19 protein-coding genes are annotated in these 24,499 nt (G+C 46.8%); 9 read left to right on the top strand and 10 right to left on the bottom strand.

The annotated features are described in order from the left end of the window. Positions 1–14: 14 nt before the first annotated feature. Positions 15–6,569: an RHS repeat-associated core domain-containing protein gene (locus G367_RS0122350; protein ID WP_020415404.1), complete on the bottom strand. Its 6,555-nt coding sequence runs from the start codon at positions 6,567–6,569 to the stop codon at positions 15–17. A gap of 390 nt (positions 6,570–6,959) precedes the next feature. Then, positions 6,960–7,286 carry a hypothetical protein gene (locus G367_RS0122345; RefSeq protein ID WP_020415403.1) on the bottom strand — a complete coding sequence of 109 codons (327 nt, stop codon included), beginning with the start codon at positions 7,284–7,286 and terminating at the stop codon, positions 6,960–6,962. A 515-nt stretch (positions 7,287–7,801) separates the two neighbouring features. Here G367_RS0122345 and G367_RS0122340 point away from each other — a divergent pair. The 3 genes from G367_RS0122340 to G367_RS0122330 all read left to right on the top strand — a co-directional run bounded on the left by G367_RS0122340 (position 7,802) and on the right by G367_RS0122330 (position 10,642). Continuing rightward, positions 7,802–8,977, top strand: coding sequence for a thiolase family protein (locus G367_RS0122340; RefSeq protein WP_026305332.1), 1,176 nt, complete (start codon positions 7,802–7,804; stop codon positions 8,975–8,977). Between the two features lie 71 nt (positions 8,978–9,048). Continuing rightward, entirely contained in the window at positions 9,049–9,207 is a 159-nt protein-coding gene (locus G367_RS26320; RefSeq protein WP_020415401.1) for a cupin domain-containing protein, read from the top strand. A gap of 298 nt (positions 9,208–9,505) precedes the next feature. Beyond that, on the top strand, positions 9,506–10,642 hold the full coding sequence (locus G367_RS0122330) for a DUF294 nucleotidyltransferase-like domain-containing protein (protein ID WP_020415400.1): 1,137 nt from the start codon (positions 9,506–9,508) through the stop codon (positions 10,640–10,642). A 143-nt stretch (positions 10,643–10,785) separates the two neighbouring features. Here the strand turns inward: G367_RS0122330 and G367_RS0122325 are convergent, their stop codons facing one another. Next, positions 10,786–11,649, bottom strand: coding sequence for a LysR family transcriptional regulator (locus G367_RS0122325; RefSeq protein ID WP_020415399.1), 864 nt, complete (start codon positions 11,647–11,649; stop codon positions 10,786–10,788). Positions 11,650–11,827: 178 nt separating this feature from the next. Here G367_RS0122325 and G367_RS0122320 point away from each other — a divergent pair, with 178 nt between their 5' ends. From G367_RS0122320 to G367_RS0122310, 3 genes are read left to right on the top strand one after another with little or no spacing between them, the layout of a single operon-like run. Continuing rightward, positions 11,828–13,249 (top strand): aromatic amino acid ammonia-lyase, encoded by a 1,422-nt coding sequence (locus tag G367_RS0122320; RefSeq protein WP_169337150.1) that lies wholly within the window; start codon positions 11,828–11,830, stop codon positions 13,247–13,249. After that, the gene (locus G367_RS0122315) at positions 13,246–14,103 is read left to right on the top strand and encodes a TauD/TfdA dioxygenase family protein (RefSeq protein WP_020415397.1); all 858 of its coding nucleotides are present in this window, start codon (positions 13,246–13,248) and stop codon (positions 14,101–14,103) included. Before G367_RS0122320 ends, G367_RS0122315 begins: the two co-directional genes overlap by 4 nt. A gap of 19 nt (positions 14,104–14,122) precedes the next feature. Next, positions 14,123–15,445: a phenylacetate--CoA ligase family protein gene (locus G367_RS0122310; RefSeq protein ID WP_020415396.1), complete on the top strand. Its 1,323-nt coding sequence runs from the start codon at positions 14,123–14,125 to the stop codon at positions 15,443–15,445. A gap of 92 nt (positions 15,446–15,537) precedes the next feature. Here G367_RS0122310 and G367_RS0122305 read toward each other — a convergent pair whose 3' ends face one another. Next, a complete protein-coding gene (locus G367_RS0122305; protein ID WP_020415395.1) occupies positions 15,538–16,275 on the bottom strand; it encodes an SDR family oxidoreductase in 738 nt (245 codons plus the stop codon). A gap of 115 nt (positions 16,276–16,390) precedes the next feature. Here G367_RS0122305 and G367_RS0122300 point away from each other — a divergent pair, with 115 nt between their 5' ends. Then, complete coding sequence (locus G367_RS0122300) at positions 16,391–17,281, top strand: LysR family transcriptional regulator (RefSeq protein ID WP_169337149.1); 891 nt, start codon at positions 16,391–16,393, stop codon at positions 17,279–17,281. Between the two features lie 44 nt (positions 17,282–17,325). Here the strand turns inward: G367_RS0122300 and G367_RS0122295 are convergent, their stop codons facing one another. The 5 genes from G367_RS0122295 to G367_RS0122280 form a co-directional block, all read right to left on the bottom strand. Next, complete coding sequence (locus G367_RS0122295) at positions 17,326–17,745, bottom strand: acyl-CoA thioesterase (protein WP_040629508.1); 420 nt, start codon at positions 17,743–17,745, stop codon at positions 17,326–17,328. A gap of 115 nt (positions 17,746–17,860) precedes the next feature. Further along, entirely contained in the window at positions 17,861–18,697 is an 837-nt protein-coding gene (locus G367_RS0122290) for a metallophosphoesterase (RefSeq protein WP_020415392.1), read from the bottom strand. 173 nt (positions 18,698–18,870) lie between these two features. After that, positions 18,871–19,122, bottom strand: a complete 252-nt coding sequence (locus tag G367_RS0122285) for a hypothetical protein (RefSeq protein WP_020415391.1) — start codon at positions 19,120–19,122, stop codon at positions 18,871–18,873. A 63-nt stretch (positions 19,123–19,185) separates the two neighbouring features. Next, entirely contained in the window at positions 19,186–19,332 is a 147-nt protein-coding gene (locus tag G367_RS27225) for a TetR family transcriptional regulator (protein ID WP_083922857.1), read from the bottom strand. Between the two features lie 174 nt (positions 19,333–19,506). After that, entirely contained in the window at positions 19,507–20,649 is a 1,143-nt protein-coding gene (locus G367_RS0122280) for an aromatic ring-hydroxylating oxygenase subunit alpha (RefSeq protein ID WP_020415390.1), read from the bottom strand. A 113-nt stretch (positions 20,650–20,762) separates the two neighbouring features. Between G367_RS0122280 and G367_RS0122275 the strand changes: the two genes are divergently transcribed. Beyond that, complete coding sequence (locus G367_RS0122275) at positions 20,763–21,344, top strand: TetR/AcrR family transcriptional regulator (RefSeq protein ID WP_020415389.1); 582 nt, start codon at positions 20,763–20,765, stop codon at positions 21,342–21,344. 563 nt (positions 21,345–21,907) lie between these two features. On the opposite strand, the gene G367_RS27220 is transcribed toward G367_RS0122275, so the two are convergent. Continuing rightward, positions 21,908–22,036: a MerR family transcriptional regulator gene (locus tag G367_RS27220; protein ID WP_353056927.1), complete on the bottom strand. Its 129-nt coding sequence runs from the start codon at positions 22,034–22,036 to the stop codon at positions 21,908–21,910. 219 nt (positions 22,037–22,255) lie between these two features. On the opposite strand from G367_RS27220, the gene G367_RS0122255 reads away from it, so the two are divergent. After that, the gene (locus tag G367_RS0122255; protein ID WP_020415385.1) at positions 22,256–24,433 is read left to right on the top strand and encodes a heavy metal translocating P-type ATPase; all 2,178 of its coding nucleotides are present in this window, start codon (positions 22,256–22,258) and stop codon (positions 24,431–24,433) included. The last annotated feature ends 66 nt before the right edge of the window (positions 24,434–24,499 follow it).

The following is a 24,499-nucleotide window of genomic DNA, read 5'->3' as shown; positions in this document are numbered from 1 at the left end:
ATCCAGAATTATCACTATTCAAAGTCTAAAGTTCCTTCAAGCCCAAGTACTGCTGAAGCCCCAAACTCTAACTTCCAAAACTCTTTTGAAGACACATTCCAAGGCGTAGAGAACACCGGTTTAAACTCAAAAGGTTTACCTGACAAAATGCTCATCACACTGTCTTTTCCGTAAACGAACGTTGAAAATTCTTGATTTCTAGACGCATCGAGCCCCAGTGAAAATCCAGCAATATCTACTGAGATAGCAAAACTCTGATTTGCATACTCTTTACCTGTAATTAAACTAATTTCCTTTGAGGCAACATCAAGATCAATCTTGGCCCCCAACAATTTCGTAAGGCCAACCTTTGCTCCGGCTTGCAGCCCATAAGTAAATTTCAGGTCAGAGTCATCCTTATTCCCCTTTTGTGCACCCTTCCCGCCACTACCAGAAATTAACGAGTGAGAGTTTACCCCCAAAATCGTAGCACCACTGACATCTGAGTCGCCATCCAACTCAACACCATCTAATTTGATGCCCTCCAAGATGGACGCTAGCTTAGACTTCCCTCCATAATTCAAAGTCTCCGCAAAAACATGGTATCTATTGCCATTAATCTTCATAAAGCTCGAAAAGGTTCCTGGAGAGAGGACCCTCCCTCGCGGTGACCTCCACCCAGTAACAACGACCTCCGGTAGAGAGCCACTCTCTCCTGAAGAATCATTTGGCTCATCAACTACTTTTGGCCTCTCATTCTGCTCGCTTGCCGCATAGCCACTGGGATCAGTAAAACTCAATGGATTATTAAACACATAGCTGTAGCGGTTCCAGCTCTGGCTGTAGGTCGGTGCCTGCACAATCGGATCGGGACTCAGAAAGCGGCCCAGTGTGGGGTCGTAGATACGCCCATTCATATGGATCAGGCCGGTTCTGTCCAGGTGCTCGTGGCCGGTGTAGCCGCGCTTGGTGGTGAGGCCCTGTGTTGCCAGCAGCTCCTGGAGTTGCTGCTGATCCAGGTCCCCACTCCAGTCTCCCTGGCGGCGGCTGCCGTCCGGGTTAAAGGCGAGATTTAATATCTCCAGGCCAGCTTCATCGGTGATTTTCTCAATGGAGCCTAGGTGGTCCCGGTGCAGGTATTGATATTCTCCACTGGTGCCGGTGAGATCCGTAATGGCGATATGTTGAACACTGCCAGCCAGTGTGGTTTTTTCAATGGCGAGAATGCTGGCATCTGCGGGGATTTGCTCCTCATAGCTGCCCACAATAAAGGCCTTCTCGGTTTTGAGCTGGCCATCTTCCATCCAGCTGCTTTCGCGATAGAAGCGTTGGCCATTAGGGCCATATTGGAAACGGTCCCTGGCAGTCGGTGTACTATCGCCTTGACTGCTGCCCAGTACAATTTCCGTGGGCAGTTGCCGTGCGTTCCAGCTAATCCATTTGTCGTCGCCGCTGGCGGCGTCGTAGCGTTCGATTGCGCCGTTGGCATCGTAGTGCAGGCTGTGGGAGACGTCATTAATGGTGACACTACTGACCGCATTGGGACCGGCATTGCCGAACTCGCCGTATTGGTAGCCGCTTACCTGGGTGTCGTTGCTGACACTGGAGGTCTTGGACAGAATATTGCCCAGCTTATCGTACTGGGTACTGAGCTGGCGATCGCCACCGACTTGCATCGTGGCGTAGCGCAGGCGATTGAGGCCGTCGTAGCTAAAGTCTTCCTGCTTCTGCAGTGCCTGGGAGGCACTGTAACTGAGGCGACTTTCCAGGGTGCCATTGGTGCGCCAGCGGTACTCGTTGTTTTGAACCTGTCCGCCACCGGTTTTAATGGTTTCCAAGCGCCCAGTATTAGGATTGTAAGTGCGGTTAGTAACCAGACCGTTGCCGTAGCTCTCCCGCTCTACCTGTCCCCAGGCGTTGATGCTGTCAAAGGTTTGCAGGGGGTTGTTGCCGGCAGCATCTCTACTGAGGCTCTGTACATAGCCGCGATCATTATAATGGTAATGGGCTTCAACCCCGCCGGGGTATACCATTTTATTCATACGGCCATAACTATCGTAGCCGTATTGATGCTGGTAGCTGCGGCTTACTCCCCCAGCCAACAGTTGAGTATTAATAGTATCCAGCTCGCCATCTGAATACCTGTAGGTGTAGGACTCAAAAAACACCTGAGAGCCATTTTCGGTATAACTGCGGCTCGCCAAACTACCTACCGAATTAGTAGCATCGTATTCCCACTTAGCAAGACCATCATCATCTCGCTGTTCCAGCAAGCGACCGAGCTTATCGTACAAATAGGTAATACTCTGATTCTTATTATCTGATTGCTGGTCAAGCTCACCAAAGGCATTATATTGACTGGTTACTGTGCCCATGTTGGGATCGGTGAGACTGGTACGGAAGCCAGCATAGTCAAATACAAAGCTAGACTCGATATCGTGGGTATCTCCGCTAACCAGCACAGTTTTTGGTAGACCGCTGCCATAGTAGGTGTAGTCGGTGGTTACGGCAGTGCCGGTGGCATCGTCTACAGTACGGGCCAGATCGCCGGTGAGGTCATAATAGCTCTCTTGCACCTGCGTATTTGTACCGCTATTTCCAACCACTGATTCAGTGACTTCAACTTTAACCTCTTTGCCACTGCTGCCATTAACCACGCTGTAGTTTATATCTACGCTGCCGCCACCGGCCTTGTGTATATAATCGAGGCGATTACGCAGGTCGTACTCGTAACGAGTGATCGGCTTACTTCCACTAAAGCCTCCCTCAGCTGGAGCCAAGAAAGGGGCTGTTTCAGTATCCATACGCCCTAGGGGGTCATACGTAATTGCACGGCGAGATACGAAGTCACCGGAAAATGCCTTGGTATCCTGCTGTATCAAGCGGCCCAGTTGATCATAGTAATATTTTGTTACAGGGGTAATGTCCGAAGTTGTCTCCACGTAGTAAGACGCTTGCACTTCGCTCACTACGGGACAGTTGCCATGGCAAAAGTCGTATTTGCTGTCGAACTTAACCTTGTCTGTATTTAGCCTATCAGTATTGGTGCGCGAAGACTCACGACCAAAGGGGTCGTACTGAATCCTTGTAGACTGGTCATTGTGGTCTGTTATCTTGCTTACGCTGCCAAAACGTGGGTCATACTTCAATTCAATCGTGTGCTGCAGTGCATTGGTCAGTTTGGTGGCATAGCGACCATCAAGGAAGTCGCCAACTACTGAAGTACTGCGGGTTTGTGTGCCCACATTGTTAGTAGATGCATCTACATTACCTTTGGCGCTTTCACTGGCCACATTGCCGTAAGTATCGTAGGTATAAGTCACCTCCATCTGATATTTAGCATCGCCGGGGTATTGGACTGCCGTTTTCACCCTATTGGTATTACCATAGGGTGTCATACTGCTGCTGGATTGCTGGTCGGGAGTACCAGAGGTATCCCCACTAAAATAACGTTGCTCTTTGGCACTGGGGAAACCTATCAACCAACTTCCGTTAACACGGTTATCCAGTACGGTAGTGCTCTCTACACTGCGGCGGACATTGCCGTATTGCGAAATCGGCAGAGCCTCTCCCCAAATACTCTGGCTATCATTGATTTGGGTAGTTTCGATCACCCGAGTCGTATTTACAGCTCCGCTCAACAAGTCGCCAGCATTACCATAAGACATGGCTTGTGGAACGCTGTCACTCACCACATATCCAAGCGGTGGCTGATCACCTTCCAGCAGGGTATCGATTCTCTGTGCGATATAAGGGAAGTAAGTAGTATTACCCCCAGAATTCAACTCCAGTGCATCGTAACTAAAGCGCTGATTGGTCAGCATCTCACCAAACTGATAGTCCGTCTTATACTGGATTTGGCGTGCAATTTTTCCAAAGAAAGGGAAGTCCTGTCGGTACTGACGGTAAGTAACAATATCAGCCGCAGTGTCGTAAATTCGTTGAGCCCTATAACCAAGAAAACCCCAACCTTTGTCACTACTCAGACCGTAGCCTTGGTAAGCATACTCAGTAGTATGCCAACCCCCGTTATGACCATTAGAGCGCTTTACCTCGGTAACGACGGTACGGTAGTTTTCATCCTCATTAGGTGTAACTGGACTTACATCAGGAATAGAGCCGTCAGGGCCAAATAGGGCTGAACCTTCGTTAAAAGGAGCCACTGTTCTTTCCCCTGCACTAGAGGAAATTCTTTTTAGGGTAAACTCAGTTTGAGCGTCAAGGCCGTTAGTAATGCGTTCAATACCAGTTTCAAAATCTTCATAGTGGGCCAAGTCATCAAAGGCCCATTTGAAATCCAGTGGTTTTAAACACTGACGATCACCATCTTCACTATAGGCGCATAACTGCACTTGCTTTAAGCGACGGAAATGCTCTCCAGCAAGCTCTTCTTCTGAAATCAGCTTGTATTCCCGCTGCAGTACACCATCCAGATGCACACGGATATGGTGTAACAGCACCAGCTGTTTTTGAGGAATCTCCTGTAATGGAACTGGTGGTGCATCTGTTCGGGTTCCGTACTGGAACTCTATTTTTGCATCGCCCTGGTTACCGTAGGTAATTTCTAATGGGTAGTTAATGCCTTCAATAATATCGCGATGGTATTTGTACTCCATCGTATTGCCGAACGCATCAGTAATCTTGTTTAAAGTCCAGCCAAAATGTGTCGTTTCCTCACCTCTGAGGCGACTATCTTGTGTAGCTCCGTACTCGCTAGTGGAGCCATTAGGACTCTTGACCGTAAACCAGACTTTCCCATTATCAGTCTTTTGCAATTCAATTAAGCGGAAGCCATCGCGTAATGTGCGATACTGTGCTCCCTCTTGCCAGTGATTACCGCTGACAAGTACCAGAGGCTCCCCATCCAGGCACAGTGAGTCCGTATCATCAAGAAGAATCTTGGTGTACTTTGGCCTATTCACTGTACAACGACGAATTTTACTTAAACCACCCAGGCGCCAGCCATAGCCGAGAAAATCCTCCGGTAGAGCTTCAGTCATCCGCTTCTGGAAGCGGGCACTGGTGTAATGTAGAGACAGGTTTGGCTGTAATCCATTAACACCGGGGGCGGCTTGCAGGGGAACCTTAACTATCGCATTACCCGTTGCACTGACATCTGCACTGTAGGCCAAGCTTCCCGGAGTATCCACAACTTCAGTGGTCACCGCCGGATCTCCATCTACATTTGCGAGGTTATGGACCTTAATCCAGGTACTAGATACAGAACTACACTTTCCAAACTCATTACAAGCCTCTAGCTCATAAAGATAGGTGCCCGGTGTTCCTCCTCCGACGAAATACTCAAAAACGGAAGTTGTGTAATATACAATTTCCCAACAGCTATTTCCGGGCTCACTCTCAACACATCCCTTCTTCATACGTCTGAGCCGATAGCTTTTAGCCCCAACGTCCTCCCAGGTAATGGTTTGATCAGTCTTGAAAAATTCGTCGGGAAGATCTGATGAGAATTGGGGTTCTGGTGCTGCAGGCACAGACAACTGCTTTGTTGACCAATTTCCGCAACCTACAGTATTGCAACCCCTTACCTGGAACCAGTAGGAATCCAAGTATTCTACATCCCTACTTTTTGGAACAAAAACTGTAATATCATCCACAAGGATGGGTACTAAAGTATCAGGGGTCTCAGGCACTGTTGGATTTATAAGATTGGCAAGATCAACTTCCGTGGAGGTTAATTTAGCCGGGTTTCCGCTATTCAATCCATTATTGAGAGGAATCTCCCAATAATTGATACCATCCCCACTCCACCGTAATTCATAGTGATCAATGGAGTCTGGGTCTTCCATACCCCAGCCTAAAGCAAAGTTAGTACTGGGAAGAGTATTACCGCCAGGCTCTTGCCAATAAGGTTCGTCAGGGTAATGTTTAACCTCAAGTGAATCGGAAACTATCCAATCACTATATTGGTAATAAGGGCCAACACTTACAAATGCTCGGACTTTGTATCTATAGTTGCCAGATGGCATTGCACCCGTAGTGGTTGGAAAATCTATTGAGAGCTGATTATTCTCGACAGTAAGGCAAGAACTTTCTGCCTGCCACACACCATCTTTCTCTTGACACCACTGATAACCACTTACATAGGGGTCTTGGGAGTCTTGTTTGGATGTGCCCCAGACCAAAGTATATTTACCATCAGTATCAATGAAACCCGTTGGCCCGGAAAGATCAGACTGAAAGCCGATACTTGCAGGCTTATTTGGGGTTATGGTGACATATACAGTATGGCTGCCATATACAAGTGGTTCACCATACTCTTCACAGCGACGGGTCGTTGGGTCATACAAGAGACAAGGCCCATCAGCTTGGGCGCTGTAGGTATACATCCCACTATCATTGGTATAGATATCCGTCGAGCCATTTCCAACAGGAATAGACCCGTAACTAGACCCTCCGCCAGCAAAAAATATTCCAGTTTTCAGGTATTCGGCTTTGGTTGTGTGAGTTAATGTGTATCTACCAGTAGCGCTAGTTGTAGGACCCGAGATATTGGCGGCTGCATCCGATGCATAGCCAGATACACTCACAAGAAATATTAGGAAGAAATATAAAGCAACCCCGAAGCGCATCCGTTTACCTGCCAAGTAGCAACATTAAAAGTAGCTCTATTCACATCAAGTCGAATAGAAAATCATGCGAGAGTTTAAAGGAAATCGAATAAAGGGCAACTAGAAGTAAAACAAAAGAGATCGATGCAACCTGTCAAGTGTGACTATCTTTGAGTTGGGGAAATACACTGTCTGAGTTTTTTGTATCCTAAAAAGTAGGAGGTTAACGAGAAACCCCCTACTTATTACGGAGAGGTATTGCAAGCGACGTGAGAGCCCATGTCATTTATTACAGTTCACGTTGGATACATACAATAATAAGATTGGATTTGAGAAATCTGCTTACCTCTGTATCCGGTTAGGCTTGGTTGCAACATGCTGTGATACAGACTTAACTACTACATCTATTATTTATTTTCTAAGGTCAATGCCTGCCGCATGACAAGCATCATCATTTAGGTCCTTATCAATGACAATACCGACCGTCTCACCTGTATGATATGCTGACAGCGCCACTGATAGAGAACTTTTAAGCATTTCAGGGTGAAGGTCCGCTGAAGTAAAATAAGCGTAATTATGCCTACAATCACTAAGCCCGGTATTTCCGACAAAAGTGACGATAAAATCTCCTTGGCCATACGTCCATATCCTATTAATTTCGCCACGATACCATGTCGGCTCTGAGGCAGCATTTGAACCAACAACCAGCAAACAGATTAAAGTGAAAATTTTATTCATGAATCCCCCTTTGAATATTTAATGTCTCAATCAAGCTTTAAATATACTTCTCTTAAACTGCATATCAGTCAATTTAAAAGAAACTTAAACTCTACCAGCTAATACCAGACACTTGGACGGGCTTGGTATGATTTGGGTCCACATTCTCTCCGCTATGCCCTTCATTGAAAAGTCCTCATACTCAATTAAGCTGGATTTTCACTAATTGATGGAAAAGTTAACTCTGGAAGTTGGCTCTAGATTCACACAATATCGCAACTAGTGGAGTAGCTTCCTGTCAGTGCCCGTGATAGAGCTCGCTATACTGATCTCAATCAAACAGGATGAGCAAAACTCCACCAAATCGATTGAGAAAGGGTAGGACTAAAATCCATATGACGACCTATAGTCGTGTAATCACACATAGGCGGAATGATCACTCGTGGGATTCCCGCAAGCATAAATAACAAAACTGCCCTCTTTTCATTGTCTAATCTACTTTAAATACAACTCATCCCACTACCCCGAGGCTTCTTATGAAAGATGTCGCCGTCGTCGCCTATTGCAGAACTGCTATCGCCAAAGCAAGACGTGGTGCACTCAATCAGACTCACGGTATTCCGATGGCGGCCCATGTAATAAGGGAAGCCATTGATAGAGCACAGTTAGATCCTCACGAGATTGAAGATGTAGTGCTGGGATGCGGTTTACCTGAGGGGGCCACCGGGCACAATATCGCACGCAATGCCGCACTATTTGCCGGCTGTGGGACCCAGGCACCGGGGATTACGATCAACCGCTATTGTGGTTCCGGGCTGAATGCAGCCTCGGTTGTAGCAAACCGAATAGCTGCTGGAGAGATGCAAATTGGTATTGCTGGTGGCGTAGAAAGCATTAGTCTGGTTCAGTTTCACTTAAACCTTGATCATTTCGTTTACGAACCCCTACAGAAGAAAATTCCCGCTGTCTGGTGGACCATGATTCAAACAGCGGACTTTGTTGCCGATAAGTTTTCAATTAGCCGTGAGACCCAGGACCGCTACGTTGTGGACTCTCAAAAGCGGGTGGCTACGGCACTCAAGGAAGGGAAATTTGCCGCGGAAATTGTTCCTTTCAAGACGGTAATGTCGGTAAAAAGCAAGGAAACCGGTGAAACAAGTAATAAACACGTTACCTTGAGTGAAGATGAAGGCCCTCGCCCTGATACCACACTGGAAGGCCTGACGGCATTAGAGCCCGTGAACACAGGCGGCACAATTACAGCAGGCAACGCTTCCCAGCTCTCCGATGGCGCAGCGGCTGTGGTAATGATGGATGCAGAATTAGCCGCACAGAGAAATCTACCAATCCTTGGTCTGTTCCGCGGTATGCAACTATCTGCAGTTGCACCAAAGGAAATGAGTATTGCTGTGGCACCCGCTATCAAAAAGCTAATGAAGCATCACAGCCTGGCTATGGCAGATATCGACTTATGGGAGCTCCATGAAGCCTTTGCCGTAACTACACTCTATAACCAGGCTGAACTGGATACTCCTTGGGAAATAACCAATGTCAACGGAGGAGCCATTGCCCTTGGCCACCCCTATGGAATGTCGGGAATCCGTTATCTGGGTTCCACCCTATTGGAGTTAGGAAGAAGGGATAAGCATAAAGCAGTTATTGGTGTCTGTACTGCAGGAGGTATGGCAACTGCGGCCTACCTGGAGCGCTAGTGAAGTTAATAGAAATCTCCACTGATTACTCAGACTACCACCCTCGCCTTCAATGAGATTACCCTTTTAGATTGAAACCCCTGGGTGAGGCTAAGGCTTATGCCGAGGTAACTGACAAGTGGCACTATGGGCGCAATGAAGGCAATGGGCCTGCTAACCTTATTATCGTCTACTCAGGGGTAAAGGGAGTTCCCACTACGGTTATTAAGAATGGCCAGGAGAAAAACTAAAAAACACCACGATAAAGTAAGTTCTCAATCAGGCTTAGTACATCCCTCTCTCAAATTTCACCTAGTTGAGAGTTTGTTCTCATCCATGGGAGTATGTTCTTGTAAGAATATGGTTCTTTAAAAAACCAATCTTTACAAATTTTACTCATAAGGTCTTTTCTTTTACTTAGGGTTATCTATGTCTTGCAAATACAATAGCCAGCTATGCCCAGGCCCATCCCTAAGTGGCCCTTTAATAAATACATGCACACTTTGTCTTGCAGATTTTTTAGACGGGCAAAGATCTGACATCAAAGATATGCTTGACAACGAAAAAACAGCATGGCAAATGATGTCATCATGGACAAAGAAATTAGTTGGCTTTATCGAAAGGCTATATAAGGATCAATTTACAATTCATAGCCGCCCTTCCGATTTTTCTTTCTGCATAACTGGCTCCGGTGCGAGAGGCGAGGCTTGCCCTCAATCAGACTTAGATGCTTTTATCGTAGTACCCAAGATTACCCAAAATCAAAGGGAAACATGGAGGAAGATTAATCTCGCCGTTCAAAAGCGACTAGATAATATCAATGACAGTCGTATAAAAACACTGCGCCCGGGAAAAGGTTTTGTTTTCTGTACTGGAGGGTTAAATCCACTGGGAATGGTGACAAAGAAATGGATGGAAAGGAATAACAAAGATGGCCTAATTAAAAAAGATCGAGTTATTTTTGACCTAACCAATACCGCAGCTGCTCTAACGGGGCTTCTTGAAGAGTACTACCAATACCCAAGTGATCCTAAACGTTACCTCCGGAAACATATTGTTAGCGGACTTCAAGAATGTGCTCACGCTTTTGGCAACCCGAAGCTGCATAGAGAACTAGTGGATGAAGTTAAATTTGTTTTAGGTAAGCAAGCTATTGAGTTTGGCTCTAATTCGCTTCTAACAAGGAAGAGAAAGCAGGGGCTGCAAGCTATGGAAGTTGCGATTAATGATAAAAATTTCCAACCGCCAGCCCCCTATTCTGACATTAAGCGAGTTAAAAGAGAGTTTTATCGAGCTCCTCAGTTCATATTGAAAGGCCTCGCGTGGTTCTATGATATAGATGAAGTCAGTTCCCTAGCTCAACTTTCCAAACTGGAAGAAATGGGAAAGCTGCACCCAACCAGAGCTGTCCATTTCCGCAAAGCAATGTCAGAAGCACTGAGGGTCAGGGTTGCCTCACATATTGTTACTGGTGCGGAGTTTGACAAAGTTCTCTCAGCCTACGTAACACCCAATAGAGATCAAAGTGCCTGGCTAAGGCTGAACCCGGAACAGTCAGAGCTTCTGGAGGATGCCGCGAATAGCGTCAGGCTAATTATTGGCTGGGCTGATGAATTTACCACCTCACAAGGGCGGGCGCATGGCATTCGCTACAATCCCTTTTCGGAGCCGTTCTTAATTAAATAATTAGAATTCTCGATGTTTTTTTTCAATTCAAAATCACATGCAATTTAAAACCACTCAAACTTCATGGATATTGATCATCAGTCGCTTACACATCAAAATATTACCAATAAAATTACGAATTGAGTGTATTCATTTTAATTACCCTAATAGAAATTTTTTTTATAATTAGAAAGTTTAAATTCTTCAATTAACTTTTCAGCACCCAGGCTATGTGTTATCTCACGTCGATACACCAGGCATATTTCATCTTTAAAACCTGGTTGGTCTTCACTCACCCATTCAAGCTGGTTTCTTCCGAGTGTCTGCGCAACACGACCAGGAATAATACCAACGCCAGCTCCTTCTAATGTCATTTTTGTGATCAGCTCGTGACTAGAAGACCTTATATATTGTTTATATTTATTTCTTTCAGCAATGGTTTTCAGTAGCCAATCCGTCTGCATCAGTGCTGGATCATATATCAGTACGTCTCTAGATTGAATTTTCTCAGGATTATGCCAAAAACTCACCACATCATGACAAAGATGCTTGATCACCAGATCAGGATGAGATACAGGGTTTACGACAATACCGATATCAATTTTCCAACTGATCACTGCTTCTACAATCTCACGAGAAAGTGCATGCTGAAAGCTTAATTCAATACCTGGGTTTTGTGCGATAAAAGCAGGCAGACCATCAGGCAGCATATGTAGTGAAATGGAGCTGTGACAACCGATAGTGAAGTGGCCAACGGCCTCTTTATTTTCTCGCAGCGCAGAGTATTTAACCTCATCCCAATCATCTAGTAGCTGCTGAGCGCTTTTTAATAGCCTGAGACCCGCACGTGAAAGTTGAACGCCGGTTTTTTCCCGTATTATTACTTCAGTACCCAGCTGTCTTTCCAGCCTTTTGATAGCAGCACTCAAACTAGGCTGCCGAATCCCCAATCTTTCTGCTGCCCTGGATATATTTTTTGTTTTTGCAACCTCAATAAAATAATTAAGTTCATCAGCGTGTGGGAACATAGAGCGCAACTTATTTAGCTACTTAACTTAAAAAACAGTTGTCGAGTCTACATCGACATACTCTTGGTTGCCATAGATATTGGCTATGGCAACCAGCGCCGACTTCTATTTTTCATGTTTTTATACTCATGTTAATTTCTTTGCTTCCTATTTATTCAAAAAAATTTCCGGAGCCAGAGTGTCTACATCATCTCTCAGCTATCCCTCAGCAGCGAATAGTAATGCAGTATCCTCTGAAACTAATTTCAGTATGGCTTTAACTTTTCCTTTGCAGACTTGGTATGAATGGGGATACCTACACAACCCAATCATCGCGAGTGATAAAGACATTTCCAGAGTTAAACACTCCTATGCATTACTACAAGATCAGATCGGCGATACTAACAACCCTATCTATGGACTACACACCAGCTATGGTGAGAATGAGCGAAATCGCCTAGACCCAGACCAATGGAAAAATACCCAAGTCAACCTCTTGGAATATTTACAAGTTGGTATCGGTGCTCCGCTACCCAAATCGGTCGTCAGGCGCGCGTTAAAACTACAAGCTCGAAAAACAGCTCACGGCCTGTCAGGTATCCACCCTTCCACTTACCAAGCACTTCTTAAGCTGGCAAACAGTGAAACTCTTCCCAGAGTCCCCCGAAAAGGCAGCCTGGGTGCCAGTGGTGACTTAATTTCTATGGCCCATGCCATATCTCCACTATTTGAGCATGGGCCAAAAGGCCCCCGCGACGTAATTGGCCTGGTAAATACCAATGCCATGATGGCTTCATGGGCTATCGAGCATGATTATCAATTAAGGAAGTTATTAAGGGACTGTTTTAAATCTGTAGCGCTGATGTCCTTGGCCATAGGTGCTGGAGATGAACATTTCTCGGAAGGTTTACACTATGGAGAGGTACATACCAGCTACGCTCGAGCAGGCAACTTGCTAACACAACTCCGACATGACTATTTACAATCGCCGAATATTGTCGAAGGTGAGAAAAGTCTATTACAAGCTCGTTATTCAGTTCGCTGCGCTCCCCAGATACTGGGACACTGTCTTGACTTATTGGATTACTCCGAAGCCAAAATTCGTTCCGAAGCGCTTGCCGTTGCCGACAACCCCCTAATTCTTGAGTCTGGCCCCTGGCATGGCGGACTCTTTTATGCGATTGGGCTGGCGGCTTCTGCTGAATTTATGCAGGAAATTATTCATCGCCTGGCCGAGATGCTTGATCGACAAATATTGATTTTAATGGACCATCGCTTAAATGGAGGACTGCCGGACAATTTGAGTGTTGAATCGTTCAACCACTGTAAAGGAATTCACCAGCTGACGTCAGCTCTGTTCCAGGAAATAAAAGCCAGGTCAACACCCGTGCGTCAGATGAGTTTCTCGTGTGAAGGTAACAATCAGGACCTCGTACCCTGTGGAATGGCCGCACTTAACAATGTCAACGACCAGCTGGATACGTTAAGAGAAATTGTCCGCGCAGCAACTTTTTGCTCAGCTAGAGCCGCAATGATGCGCTCAACAGGTGGTTTACCCGAAGCATTAAAATTGGCGAACTGGTCACAATTTACAACAGCCCAGGTAGAGAGCATTTTATGAATTTTAACTATTTAACAGGCAATTTCGGCATTGAGATTCCAGCGAATGAACTAGCCGATATGGACCAAAGCACAGGGCTAACACTGCAAAACTTATGGCATGAGCACGAGCTATTGGTTATCAGGGATATGGACCTGGATACTCAAGCATTTGTCAACTTCTGCAGTTTATTTGGGGAACTTCAAAAAAATTATTTCTTTTTTCAGGGTCACTCAGAGGAGTATCCACAAGTTGCTAGAATCATTAAAGAGGCCGGTGAAAAGAAAAATACTGGGGGAATCTGGCATCATGACCAGGGCTATTATTCGAATCCGGTAAAAGGTATCGCTTTGTATGGTATAGATATTCCCCCCAGGGGGGGTGATACCCTCTTTACTAGCTCAACACTTGCTTATGAGAGTCTTTCAACTGCAATGCAGCAAGTAGTTAACTCTCTCAATGTGATACACACCACAGAACTAATGCTCAAAAAGCAACCATTAACAAAATTAATGGAAAGTTCGGATGAGGATGGGTCCGGTATAGAGCGGGCGCTAAAATTAATGCCGTTGAAATCTGCAATACACCCAGCAGTTTGTAAAAACCCTGTAACTGGTAAGCCTTTTCTCTACCTGAACCGAACTACTACCTCGCAGTTTGAGGGTATGACAGCTGATGAAAGCTTGGGCCTGCTAAATTATCTGTTTCAGCACGTCGAAAAACCGGAATTTAATTGCCGAGTGCAATGGCGCCCTGGCACCCTGGTGCTTTGGAACAATCACCAGGTCTTACACTATGCGGTAAATGACTACAATCAACGGCGGGAATTACACCGTGTGCATTTCTCTGCAGAACGACCAGTTAAATATCTATAAATAGATAGTTAGTGTATTTATGAACTATAACGAACTACTGACAGATTTTCTGCACATTAATAGCCGGTCTAGAAATGAACAGCAGGCATTTAAAGATAATCAAATCAAGAAGCTGCTCAGTGAGGCTGTTGCAAAGTCCAACTACTATCGTGAATTACTTGCGCAAAACAATGTTGATATAGAGGCAATACAAACCTGTACAGATTTACACCAACTGCCGATTATAAGCTCTGAAGTATTTTTAAAGCCTATGCCGACAGTGAGTATGGCTTTTAACGATATTGTTCGCTATTGCCACACCTCAGGCAGCACCGGCACTCCCAAGCGAGTGCCCTATACCCGCAAAGATATTGAGAACGCGGTAATCTCTCAAGCGCGCAGCTACTTATTTGCAGGTGTTGAACCATTCGATAAATGTTTGTGTGCAATGACCTATGGCCCCTGGCCCAGTGGTATGATTTGTCATGCTGCCGCTGAAGTATTTGGCCTCACCATTCCCGCAGATTCATTTCTGGGGATTGACCATCAGCTTCAGAGCCTGCAAAGGGATCAGCTGGATTATATGGTCTGCCTTCCCTCTTTATTACCTCGGCTGGAACGCCACTGCCTGGAGAAAGATAAATCACCGGCATCCTTAAACATACGCAATATATTTATGGTGGGTGAACTGTTCTCTGAAGACTTTCGGGCTCGCTATGAGCAGTTGTTCAACTCCAAGCTGATTAATATGTATGCGAATACTGAGCTTGGGCTAATAGCGAGTGAATGCCAGCATCATAACTTACATGTGTGGGAAGATTTCTTTCATGCAGAAGTTATTGACCCCGATACAGGAGAACCATGTAAAGATGGTGTCACTGGGGAATTAGTGATAACCGCTCTGCAGCGTGAAGCCCTTCCGCTGATTCGCTATAACACACATGATCTGGTGGAGATGCACAGAGGCCCTTGCGAGTGTGGCCATCCCGGAACCTATTTGGGGCCCATCAAGGGGCGTCTCGATAATATGTTCACAATCAATGGCGGCAATATCTATCCGATTACGCTGGAAAACGCCATCACTGCTATCGCTGGTCTCAGCTCCTTTTATCACTGCATTATCGAAAAAGTCGATGGGCATGATCATTTGACCTTCGAAATTGAAGCAAGAGAAGCTGTCAATCAGCAGGAGAAAGAGCGTTTAGCACGACTATTTTATAGCAACCTCACCAGTTCAGATGTAACCCTTCGTATGATTTTCCTGGGGCTCGAAACGGCCTCAAGAATCAATATAGAAATTTTACAACCTGGGGAAATCAGTAAAAAAGCTGGCAAGGTTAAAAAAATCATTGATCGCAGATAGCCTTCCCCACTGAACTGGAGCATACACCTAGCTACCCCTTCACTATGTGAAGGGGTAGCTAGCAAATAGGCTATTGATATTGCGAAAGGTGCTTACCAAGGTTGCTCTTCACCGAGGTGGACAAATTGTCCGTTGGGGCCATCGCTATCGATCAGGGCCAGGTCTACAACCGTTGAAGCTCCGTCGGTAACTTCCATTGGCGCCGCGCTGGTGCCCAGGTCGGTTTTAACCCAACCGGGGTGCGCACTATTGACCTTGATATTGGTCTCTGCAAGGCTCTGGCTCAGGGAAACTGTAAACATATTTAATGCAGCTTTAGATGCGTTGTAAGCAAACGGTTTTACCGCACTCCAGCCGGATTCAACATCGGCATTTACTGCCAGGGAACCCAAGATGCTACTAACGTTTACAATACGTCCAGCCTTACTCTTCTTGAGTAGTGGCAGTAGTTCCTGCGTAAGGCCAATTTGAGCAAACAAGTTGATATCGAAGGTGGTTTGCAGATCAGCTTGGGAAACAGTCTCACTGTTATTCTGCGCCCATTCTCCTTCCACAATCACACCGGCATTGTTTACTAGAATATCCAGTCGGCCATACTGCTCAGCAATTTTTTGAGCTGCTTGCGCCCTGTCGTTTGCCTTGGTGATATCCAATTCTATGGTGTCCAGTGGGGCCACCTTGCCTGCCCAGGCCGCTTTCACCTCTTGAAGCTTCTCCTGGTTGCGGCCAGACAGAATTACCTTGACCCCCTGGTCAGAGAGCTGCTTGGCAACTTCGAGACCAATACCGCGATTAGAGCCAGTAACTAGTGCAATTCGTTCATTCGACATGGTTGAATCTCCTGTGAATCATGTTGTTTCGAAGACGAAGCCATTCTATTATCCACTCATAAATGAACAATTACCCAATTTGAAAATGAATGTTCGTGATTTAGAAACAGTAAGCTTGAGAACCCTATCGGTATTTGTCCAGGTCAGTAAAACTCTGAATCTCACACTTGTGGCTGAGCAGTTGGGCCTGCCAAAATCCACAGTCAGCAAGGAAATATCCCGGTTGGAGTCCCATCTGAAAGCAAAGTTACTGGACCGCTCAACCCGTCGGGTTGAGTTAACTGAAGTCGGTGCTATTGCTTATGAGCGAGCACTTCAATTGGTGGAAGATTTTAAAGCCCTTCAGCACGATGTGCTGGTTATGGAGCAACAGGTACAAGGGCTCCTTAAAGTTTCTGCCCCACCCGCTCTTGGCGAGTTTCTCTCACAAAAGGTCTTGCCCCCATTTTTGAAACGCTGGCCCAAAATTACGGTTTCTCTCAACCTTACCTATGACTTCGAGGATCTATTTGCCCAGGGTATCGACTTGGCTTTCCGAGTAGGAGAAATTCAGGACGACCGCCTAATAAGCCGCAAGCTCGGCTACTCCACCAGGGTTCTTGTGGCCAATCCAGAATATCTGGCAGTGCATGGGGCGCCCCAACTTCCTGAAGAGCTGGCGGGTCACAACTGCCTTCGATTTCAATTCAATCCGGGGGAATCGGAATGGACACTGACATCTGCTAACTCAACCATCAACTTATCCGTAAGCGGAAATTTCTTTTGCGCTAACATCCAGGCATTAAAAAATGCAACGTTGAATGGGCTCGGCATCGCCCAATTGCCAATTAACAATATTGTTGAGGAATTGGCTGGCGGGCAGTTGGTAAAAGTGCTTCCAGAATGGCATGTACCACCAATGAACATTCATGCCGTATACCGAACTGGATTGAACAAACCGAAGAAACTCGCGGCCTTGCTCGATTTCCTTAACGAGGAGAAGGGCCTCTTCGAGTGGAGTGTGTAGTTGCAGATTTCATCGCCACCTACCACCTTTATAGTTCATTTACTTTATGGTGCATTTGCTTGGTTCGCTTGAGCCAAAGTATCCCTAAGGTGACCTGGCAGAGGGATTTTGACCCTGTCGGAGGCAGATAAAGTGACATAGGTAATGTTCGCCGTAAAAGCCGGTGCCCCACTCTCCAGATAAGCCTCAAGCTGGAAGCTAAAAGAGTGGTTGCCAATATCTGAGATAGAAACCTGAATTTTTAACTCCTGATCCCAAGTCACAGGGGTCAGGAATTCCAAGTTGAATGCTCTTACCGGAGTTATAAAGCCCAGCTGCTTCATCCTTCTAATGGCTGGGCCGTCAAACAGGACAGACATCGCTTCGTGAGTTGCCTCCAGGGCAAAGTCGGAAAATCTTGGGGTATATACAATACCCGCAGGGTCACAATCACCGAACAATACCTTGCGTTTAACGGTTATCATCTGGCCAATCCTGAAAGTCCAAAGCAGCATTGCTATTGTATGGCAAGGTACCTGCTCTATTCCGATCAAACAGAATTACCAAATCCATCATCCTGCACGCCCCACTTGCTTACGCTTAGTTACTAGAGATAGCCAAGAGCGTTACTTCCGGCGGAACTAGGAATCGCACAGGTAAAATACTGGTCCCTACTCCAGGGCTTACATACAGGTTTTTTCCACCTTCCTCGATATGACCTATCGCATAACGTTGCCCGTAACGAGAGGGAACTATCGGGCGCCCAATAAATGGCAGGTAAACCTGTCCTCCGTGGGTGTGCCCAGCAATAGTCAGTGAGATTTGCTTCGGTAATTCTGGAAATATATCGGGATTGTGCGTGAAAGCCAAAATGCTCTCAGCGGTATCAATGCCATCCATCGCTTGTGCGATATCATGTGGCCCCTCCCAAAAATCACTGAGACCCACCAGGCGTAACTTACAAGCGCCACTATTCAGCTTTGCTGATCGGTCTTCAAGTACCGTAATCCCTCGATCAGCGAATGCCTTCTCTACCCGCTTGGCATCAAGCCACCAGTCGTGATTTCCCAACACTGCGAAAACGCCCATGGGCGCTTTCAGTTCCTCCAGTATCTCGGCAACCTCTTCGGGAGAAACAAAAGAGCCACCTGCAACGCCCTGGATAACAAAATCACCTGGTAACAAAATCAAATCAGGCAAACTCGCATTTACTTCATCAACTAACCACCGAAGGCTATCAACCCCTTTATACGGAGAGCCCACATGTAAATCAGCAAGGATGGCCACCTTCTTGTTATTACAGGCTTCTGGCCAGGAATCAATCGTTATCGTCTGCTCTCGGATTCTGAAACTATTTGGCTCTGCAAAGAAAGCCCAAATAGAGATGGTTAGACCAATGATAAAAAGTATTGCGGAAATGTTACGACATTTGCTCAAGAAATATACTCACTCAATGACCCAAACCTAGAACACTTCAGGCTACAGTACGGTATCTACTATTTAGGGATACTCTGAAAAACCAGCCTTTAGCGTTACATCACGCTTCACATAACTAAAAATAGCTACTTTTTACTCGAAATCGTGCTTTCTATATACAGTTATCTCCATTTTTACTGCCCTAGATCCGCATTTAGCGGACTTGTCGAAGTTGGAGCGGAGATAGTAGTGGCATCTATAATGGTGCCTTCACGCAGCGCCATACCATTCTCAGCAAGATGGATATTGCTTTCCCTAAATAGAGTTGTACTCAGCTGATTCGCTCCATCATTACCCTTGTCATACTGAATCAAAATGGAAAAGAAAAGACAAATTCGATCGGGCTTGAGATTAAACTGCTCAATCGCACTAAGTCTATAGGTCAAAGGCTAACCAGCCCAGGTTCAGCTTGCTGCAACTGCTCACTACTCTCGATATCCAGCAACCATTCACAGCCGCTTCAACAATAACAGATCCCGGTTATTAAAATAGTTATACAGGGTTTTGCTAGAAACTTGACTGACCTTGACGATCTTCTCCATGATCAGCTCTGAAGGGTCATGGCTTTCCAGTGCAGCGCTAGCAACGGATAAAATCCTTTGTCGACGCTTCTACTGACGAATGGACGAGAAAGGGCCTCATTTATTTGTCAAATCAACAACACCTGAGAATTACAGCACCTGAGAGCGCCTAATTATTATAGTTTTCCCGAGTTTTACACATGACTGTAAAACCAGGCAATACACTCTCTAAAACGCTATATAACCCTACTATTTCTCCGTTAACAGGTCGTCAATAAAACCATTCATCCGCTTTAGGGCCCATTCGTTCCTCCCGTAATTGATACGATCCAGCGCACCGTTATTCATGGAGCGCTGAACACCCTCCCCTAGCTCAAAGTCCTCATTCAACACCGCTACAGTAATATCATGGTTACGCTGCCAATGATCCCGCATGGTATCCCGCAACTCAGTCGGAACCAGTGTGGTAACAGCGATGGCCGTTTTATCGAGGGCCAGGGGCCTGAACTGCACCCAGTCAATATGCTGATGCTGAATCAGCAAGGCCGAGGTAGGAAACAATGAATACAATGTATGACTGCATTCTCGCAGGGATTGTTGCTCGACGGGTTTCTCCACCACCGTAGCTAAAGCCTTGGTCGGCATTACTACCCGTAGATGGGGTCCCAGGGCATCGATGACCGCGGTGTTGTTATAAAAATAAGGGCCAATACTCTCGCTGTGGGCATAGGAAAAGTGGTAGGTTTCAATACCGCCCTCTGCCACGATTTTCCAGTTCGTGTTCCAAACCTTGCGATGTTGCGCAAAAACAGAGAGCTGATCGAGCTGCAGGGCCGCTAGCGACTGCGACATACCCTCCAGAGCTTCATCCAGGTCTGGAGCCGAAGCCCCATCAGGGCAAAGCCAAATGAATCCATGCTTTTCTTTAACAGGCAGTTCGAGTAGGCCATTGTCTGACTTATCAAGATCAGGAAAGCACTGTTGCTTACCAGGAACCGAGGCCAACGCGCCATCTGTAGTATATGACCAGGCATGATAGGGGCAGTGAATGCGTTTTGACTGCCGGCATTCTCCCTCCCCTAGTAGTGTGGCACCGCGATGACGACAGCTGTTGTGAAAGGCATGCCATTGGCCTGAAGCATCGCGACTGACAATCAAAGAGCCGAGTGGCGTCTCGACCGCTTTGAGGCTATTCGCTTCAATCAGTTCAGAAGTATGTACCAGAGGCCATGGCCAACGACGATGAATATGCTCCATCTCAAGCTCGAACACCTCTTTGCTGCGGTATCGTCGTGTATCAGCGTTGGCCGTCTCATCCGCCAGGGTTGTGGTTTTATCTTGTACCAGTCCCCAGCATCGCTGGATAAGATCGAGCTCTGTTTGTCTGTCCATACTCCATCCCTTGCGTTATGGCAATCAGAACCTACCAACCGGTAAGTTTATTGACAGGCTACCTACCAATCGGTAAGGTGTCAAGCTGTCTAGCCAGACCATATTGAAGCTCAATGAAGACACGAGAAAAGTTACTTCTCAAGGCCGAAATTCTCTTTTCTGAGAGAGGTTTTTACGGAACCAGCATCAATGATGTCGCCGCCGAACTGACTATCAGCAAACAAGGGCTGCTGCACCACTTCCCCAGCAAAGAAAAACTCTATGCTGCGGTACTTGAGTCCGCTGTTACCCATCTGGTTGAGAACCTGAAACCCAACATTGAGCATGAGCTAGCTCCCAGAGAACAGCTGTTGAACTTATTAAACGTACTGGCAGCACCCGACAAAAGAACCCACCGCGTTATTCTTCTTCTGATGCGAGAGCTGTTAGATAATAAAGAGCGCTCCGAACACGCCCATCAGTGGTTTCTAAAGCCCGTTCTCGATCATCTAGAAGGACTGGTGAAAGCGAGCCAGAAACAGGGACACTTTCAAGAGATAAAGCCGCTTGCCTTTATCTACCAATTACTTGGGGCCGTGCAATATTTTTTGATATCTGAACCCACCTTGAAAAAGCTCTACTCTGCAAAAACCTTCAAGACACTAAAAAAACAGCACCTGCTCGAACTGGAAAGATTGATCACGAGCGCTTACTAATCACGACAAAAGGCTATACTGCCTCTATGTAGGGTAAAGGCAAGAGAAGCAGCAGACTAGGCTAGGCTAGGCTAGGCGGTAACGCTGAGCTTTCCTCATTGCGATACCATTCTGAAGCGCTATCAGCATCTGATTAATAAGGGCTTTAACGGTTTTTCCATCATCTAGACGTATGCAGAACCATGCACCTTCTAAACCTGTAGGCATCGATATTATCGAAGAAAAGCCCATCTATTCGCTGGGTAAATTTGTGATTAACTGGAACGGTCTCATTGCCCTTAGCCCCACCTTATAACCTGGTTAATATCACTGGCCTCCCTAAAAAAATCAGGAGCACTTGGAGCACCTTAGGGAATTTTAATTAAGAGATCTTAGTCATGAACCTCTGTAGCTTAGTTTTCCGAAATTAAACCCTTCAAACTTGGGAATCTGTTTTAGCATAGAATTCGAGATCGCTAAGCATACGCATGACTTTACAGGTGCCTGCAGCTTCCAGGTCGATACATTGATCTCGTAGTTACTACAAACTTTGCCGAAGTTGTACCTACAGATCCATTTGATCCTCAATATGGCGGATAGGTTTTATCAACCAGCTCATTGATTTCCAGGCAATTCTCAATTGGCTGCACTTTGAGTTCGAGCAGATTTCGAGTATCTTCCAATGGCATGCCCAATGAACGGCAGTGGCGAATGCAGTGAAATTGCTTTAAATGAGCTCCAGAATAAAGTTATAAATTATCCCTGGTCCGCACAGGTTCCGGTAACGAGTCCACCTGATCGTAGTAACGCACTGCCTCCACTTCACAGCTGGCTTCGCCAATCATATCGGGCATGCAGGTGTCCCCTTGACTCTATAGTTACTAGAGGGATAGTAATAATGGCTCACCTTTTGAGCTATCCGAGAGTTGACTATGGAAAAGCGCGATACTGGCTGCGGTTGTGAAAAGCCCACAGAGCCACTCGAAAGACCCGGCAATAGTACAGTCAATAAAGAAGGAGAATCTTCCCTGTTCTCCATTGGCAAGATGGACTGCCCAACCGAGGAAAGCCTGATACGCGCCAAGCTTTCCAGTATTCAGGGGATCTACAGCCTCGACTTCAATCTGGTACAGCGAATCCTGACGGTCGGCCATGCACCTGGCATGGAGCAGACGATCCTGGATGTATTAACGCCACTCGACCTGGATGCCAGGCTGGCTACCGAGGAAGATACCGAGGGTGCCCCTCCAGCCGCTAAGGCCAATTGGTGGTTGCTTGGTGCCGCAGCCGTTGCAGCTCTGGCATCAGAATTGGCGTATTGGCTGCAAGGCGGTAATACCTGGTTAGTATTTGTATTGGCTCTGGCTGCCATTGCTGGCGGTGGCCTCTCCACCTACAAAAAAGGATGGATAGCGCTTAAGAACCTCAATCTGAACATGAATGCGCTCATGTCAATTGCGGTCACTGGCGCCATATTAATTGGACACTGGCCAGAAGCGGCCATGGTAATGGTGTTATTTACCCTGGCAGAACTGATTGAAGCAAAATCTTTGGACCGCGCTCGAAATGCCATCCGGGAGCTACTGAGCCTAACCCCGGAAACAGCCACTGTACGGCAGGATGATGGAAGTTGGCGTGAGATCGGCGCAAAAGAGGTACCTTTAGGAGCCATTGTCAGGGTAAGACCTGGTGAGCGTATCGCCCTTGATGGGAAGGTTGTAAAAGGCAACTCCGCAGTTAACCAGGCCCCAATTACCGGGGAAAGCTTGCCTGTAGACAAGACGGCCGGCAATGAACTTTTTGCGGGGACCATTAATGAATCTGGCGCGCTCGAATACAAAGTAACCGCTGCCGCTAATGATGCTGTCCTGGCCCGGATTATTCATGCGGTAGAGGAGGCCCAAGGAAGCCGCGCGCCGACGCAGCGCTTTGTCGACCAATTTGCCCGCTGGTACACACCCCTCGTGTTTGCCGTAGCCTTAGCCACAGCGTTAATACCCCCACTCTTTTTCGGCGGCGCTTGGATGGAGTGGATATACAGGTCTCTGGTATTGCTGGTAATCGCCTGCCCCTGTGCTCTGGTAATTGCGACACCGGTCACCATTGTCAGCGGCCTAGCGGCAGCAACCCGTCACGGCACCCTGATTAAGGGCGGTGCCTATCTCGAGCAGGGTCGTCGCCTGCGCTGGATTGCACTAGATAAGACCGGCACCATTACCCATGGCAAGCCCGAAGTAACCGACTTCGAACCCTGGTCAGGTGCTGAACCTGACGAAATCAGAACTATAGCTGCCAGCCTGGCCTCACGTTCTGATCATCCTGTCTCAAAAGCCGTCGCAGAATATCTCAGCGCAGAAAACGCAGAGCTACATGAAGTTGAGGCTTTTGAAGCCCTGGCCGGCCGGGGTGTTCGCGGCGAAATAGCTAATATGGGGTACTATCTGGGGAATCACCGCTTGGTAGAAGAGCTTGGGGCCTGTAGTCCGGATCTTGAACAGCTGCTTAGCAAACTTGAATCCCAGGGCAAAACAGTCGTTATGCTGGTGGGAGAATCCGGAGTAATGGCTTTGTTCGCAGTTGCGGACACCGTCAAAGAGTCCAGTCGGAAAGCCATTGAAGAACTCCACGAATTAGGGGTGAAAACCCTAATGTTAACCGGTGATAATCAACATACTGCCGACGCCATCGCCCGCGAAGTAGGCATCGATCGAGCCGAAGGCAACCTTCTTCCAGAGGATAAACTGCAGCAGGTGGAGTCCCTGGCCGGTCATGGCAGAGTTGGTATGGTTGGGGACGGAATCAATGATGCACCAGCACTGGCGCGAGCCGATATCGGCTTTGCAATGGGAGCTACAGGTACAGATACCGCTATAGAAACCGCCGATGTTGCCTTAATGGATGACAATCTTGGCAAAATTGCTGGTTTTATCCGCTTGTCACGCACCACGGCCCATATACTTTGGCAAAATATTGTCCTTGCTCTCGGCATCAAAGCGATATTTCTTATCCTCGCCTTTGCTGGAGAAGCTACCATGTGGATGGCAGTGTTTGCGGATATGGGTACCAGTCTGCTGGTGGTATTCAATGGATTGCGATTGATGCGGAAGTGACCTGCTGTAGAATCCGATATACAAACTCGGCTTAGTAATATGCTTTAAACTTCATCCATCCCAAAA

The sequence above is a fragment of the Microbulbifer variabilis ATCC 700307 genome (assembly GCF_000380565.1).
In the GTDB taxonomy this organism is placed as follows: domain Bacteria; phylum Pseudomonadota; class Gammaproteobacteria; order Pseudomonadales; family Cellvibrionaceae; genus Microbulbifer; species Microbulbifer variabilis.
This window is presented reverse-complemented; position numbering and strand designations above follow the sequence as displayed.

Bases quoted from the DNA above. Each gene is read 5' to 3' on its own strand.
- G367_RS0122330 (WP_020415400.1), top strand. From the start codon at position 9,506: ATGCTTGACAACGAAAAAACAGCATGGCAAATGATGTCATCATGGACA.
- G367_RS0122295 (WP_040629508.1), bottom strand. From the start codon at position 17,745: ATGATAACCGTTAAACGCAAGGTATTGTTCGGTGATTGTGACCCTGCG.
- G367_RS0122340 (WP_026305332.1), top strand. From the start codon at position 7,802: ATGAAAGATGTCGCCGTCGTCGCCTATTGCAGAACTGCTATCGCCAAA.
- G367_RS0122255 (WP_020415385.1), top strand. From the start codon at position 22,256: ATGGAAAAGCGCGATACTGGCTGCGGTTGTGAAAAGCCCACAGAGCCA.
- G367_RS0122310 (WP_020415396.1), top strand. From the start codon at position 14,123: ATGAACTATAACGAACTACTGACAGATTTTCTGCACATTAATAGCCGG.
- G367_RS0122305 (WP_020415395.1), bottom strand. From the start codon at position 16,275: ATGTCGAATGAACGAATTGCACTAGTTACTGGCTCTAATCGCGGTATT.
- G367_RS0122280 (WP_020415390.1), bottom strand. From the start codon at position 20,649: ATGGACAGACAAACAGAGCTCGATCTTATCCAGCGATGCTGGGGACTG.
- G367_RS0122275 (WP_020415389.1), top strand. From the start codon at position 20,763: ATGAAGACACGAGAAAAGTTACTTCTCAAGGCCGAAATTCTCTTTTCT.
- G367_RS0122345 (WP_020415403.1), bottom strand. From the start codon at position 7,286: ATGAATAAAATTTTCACTTTAATCTGTTTGCTGGTTGTTGGTTCAAAT.
- G367_RS0122350 (WP_020415404.1), bottom strand. From the start codon at position 6,569: ATGCGCTTCGGGGTTGCTTTATATTTCTTCCTAATATTTCTTGTGAGT.
- G367_RS0122315 (WP_020415397.1), top strand. From the start codon at position 13,246: ATGAATTTTAACTATTTAACAGGCAATTTCGGCATTGAGATTCCAGCG.
- G367_RS0122325 (WP_020415399.1), bottom strand. From the start codon at position 11,649: ATGTTCCCACACGCTGATGAACTTAATTATTTTATTGAGGTTGCAAAA.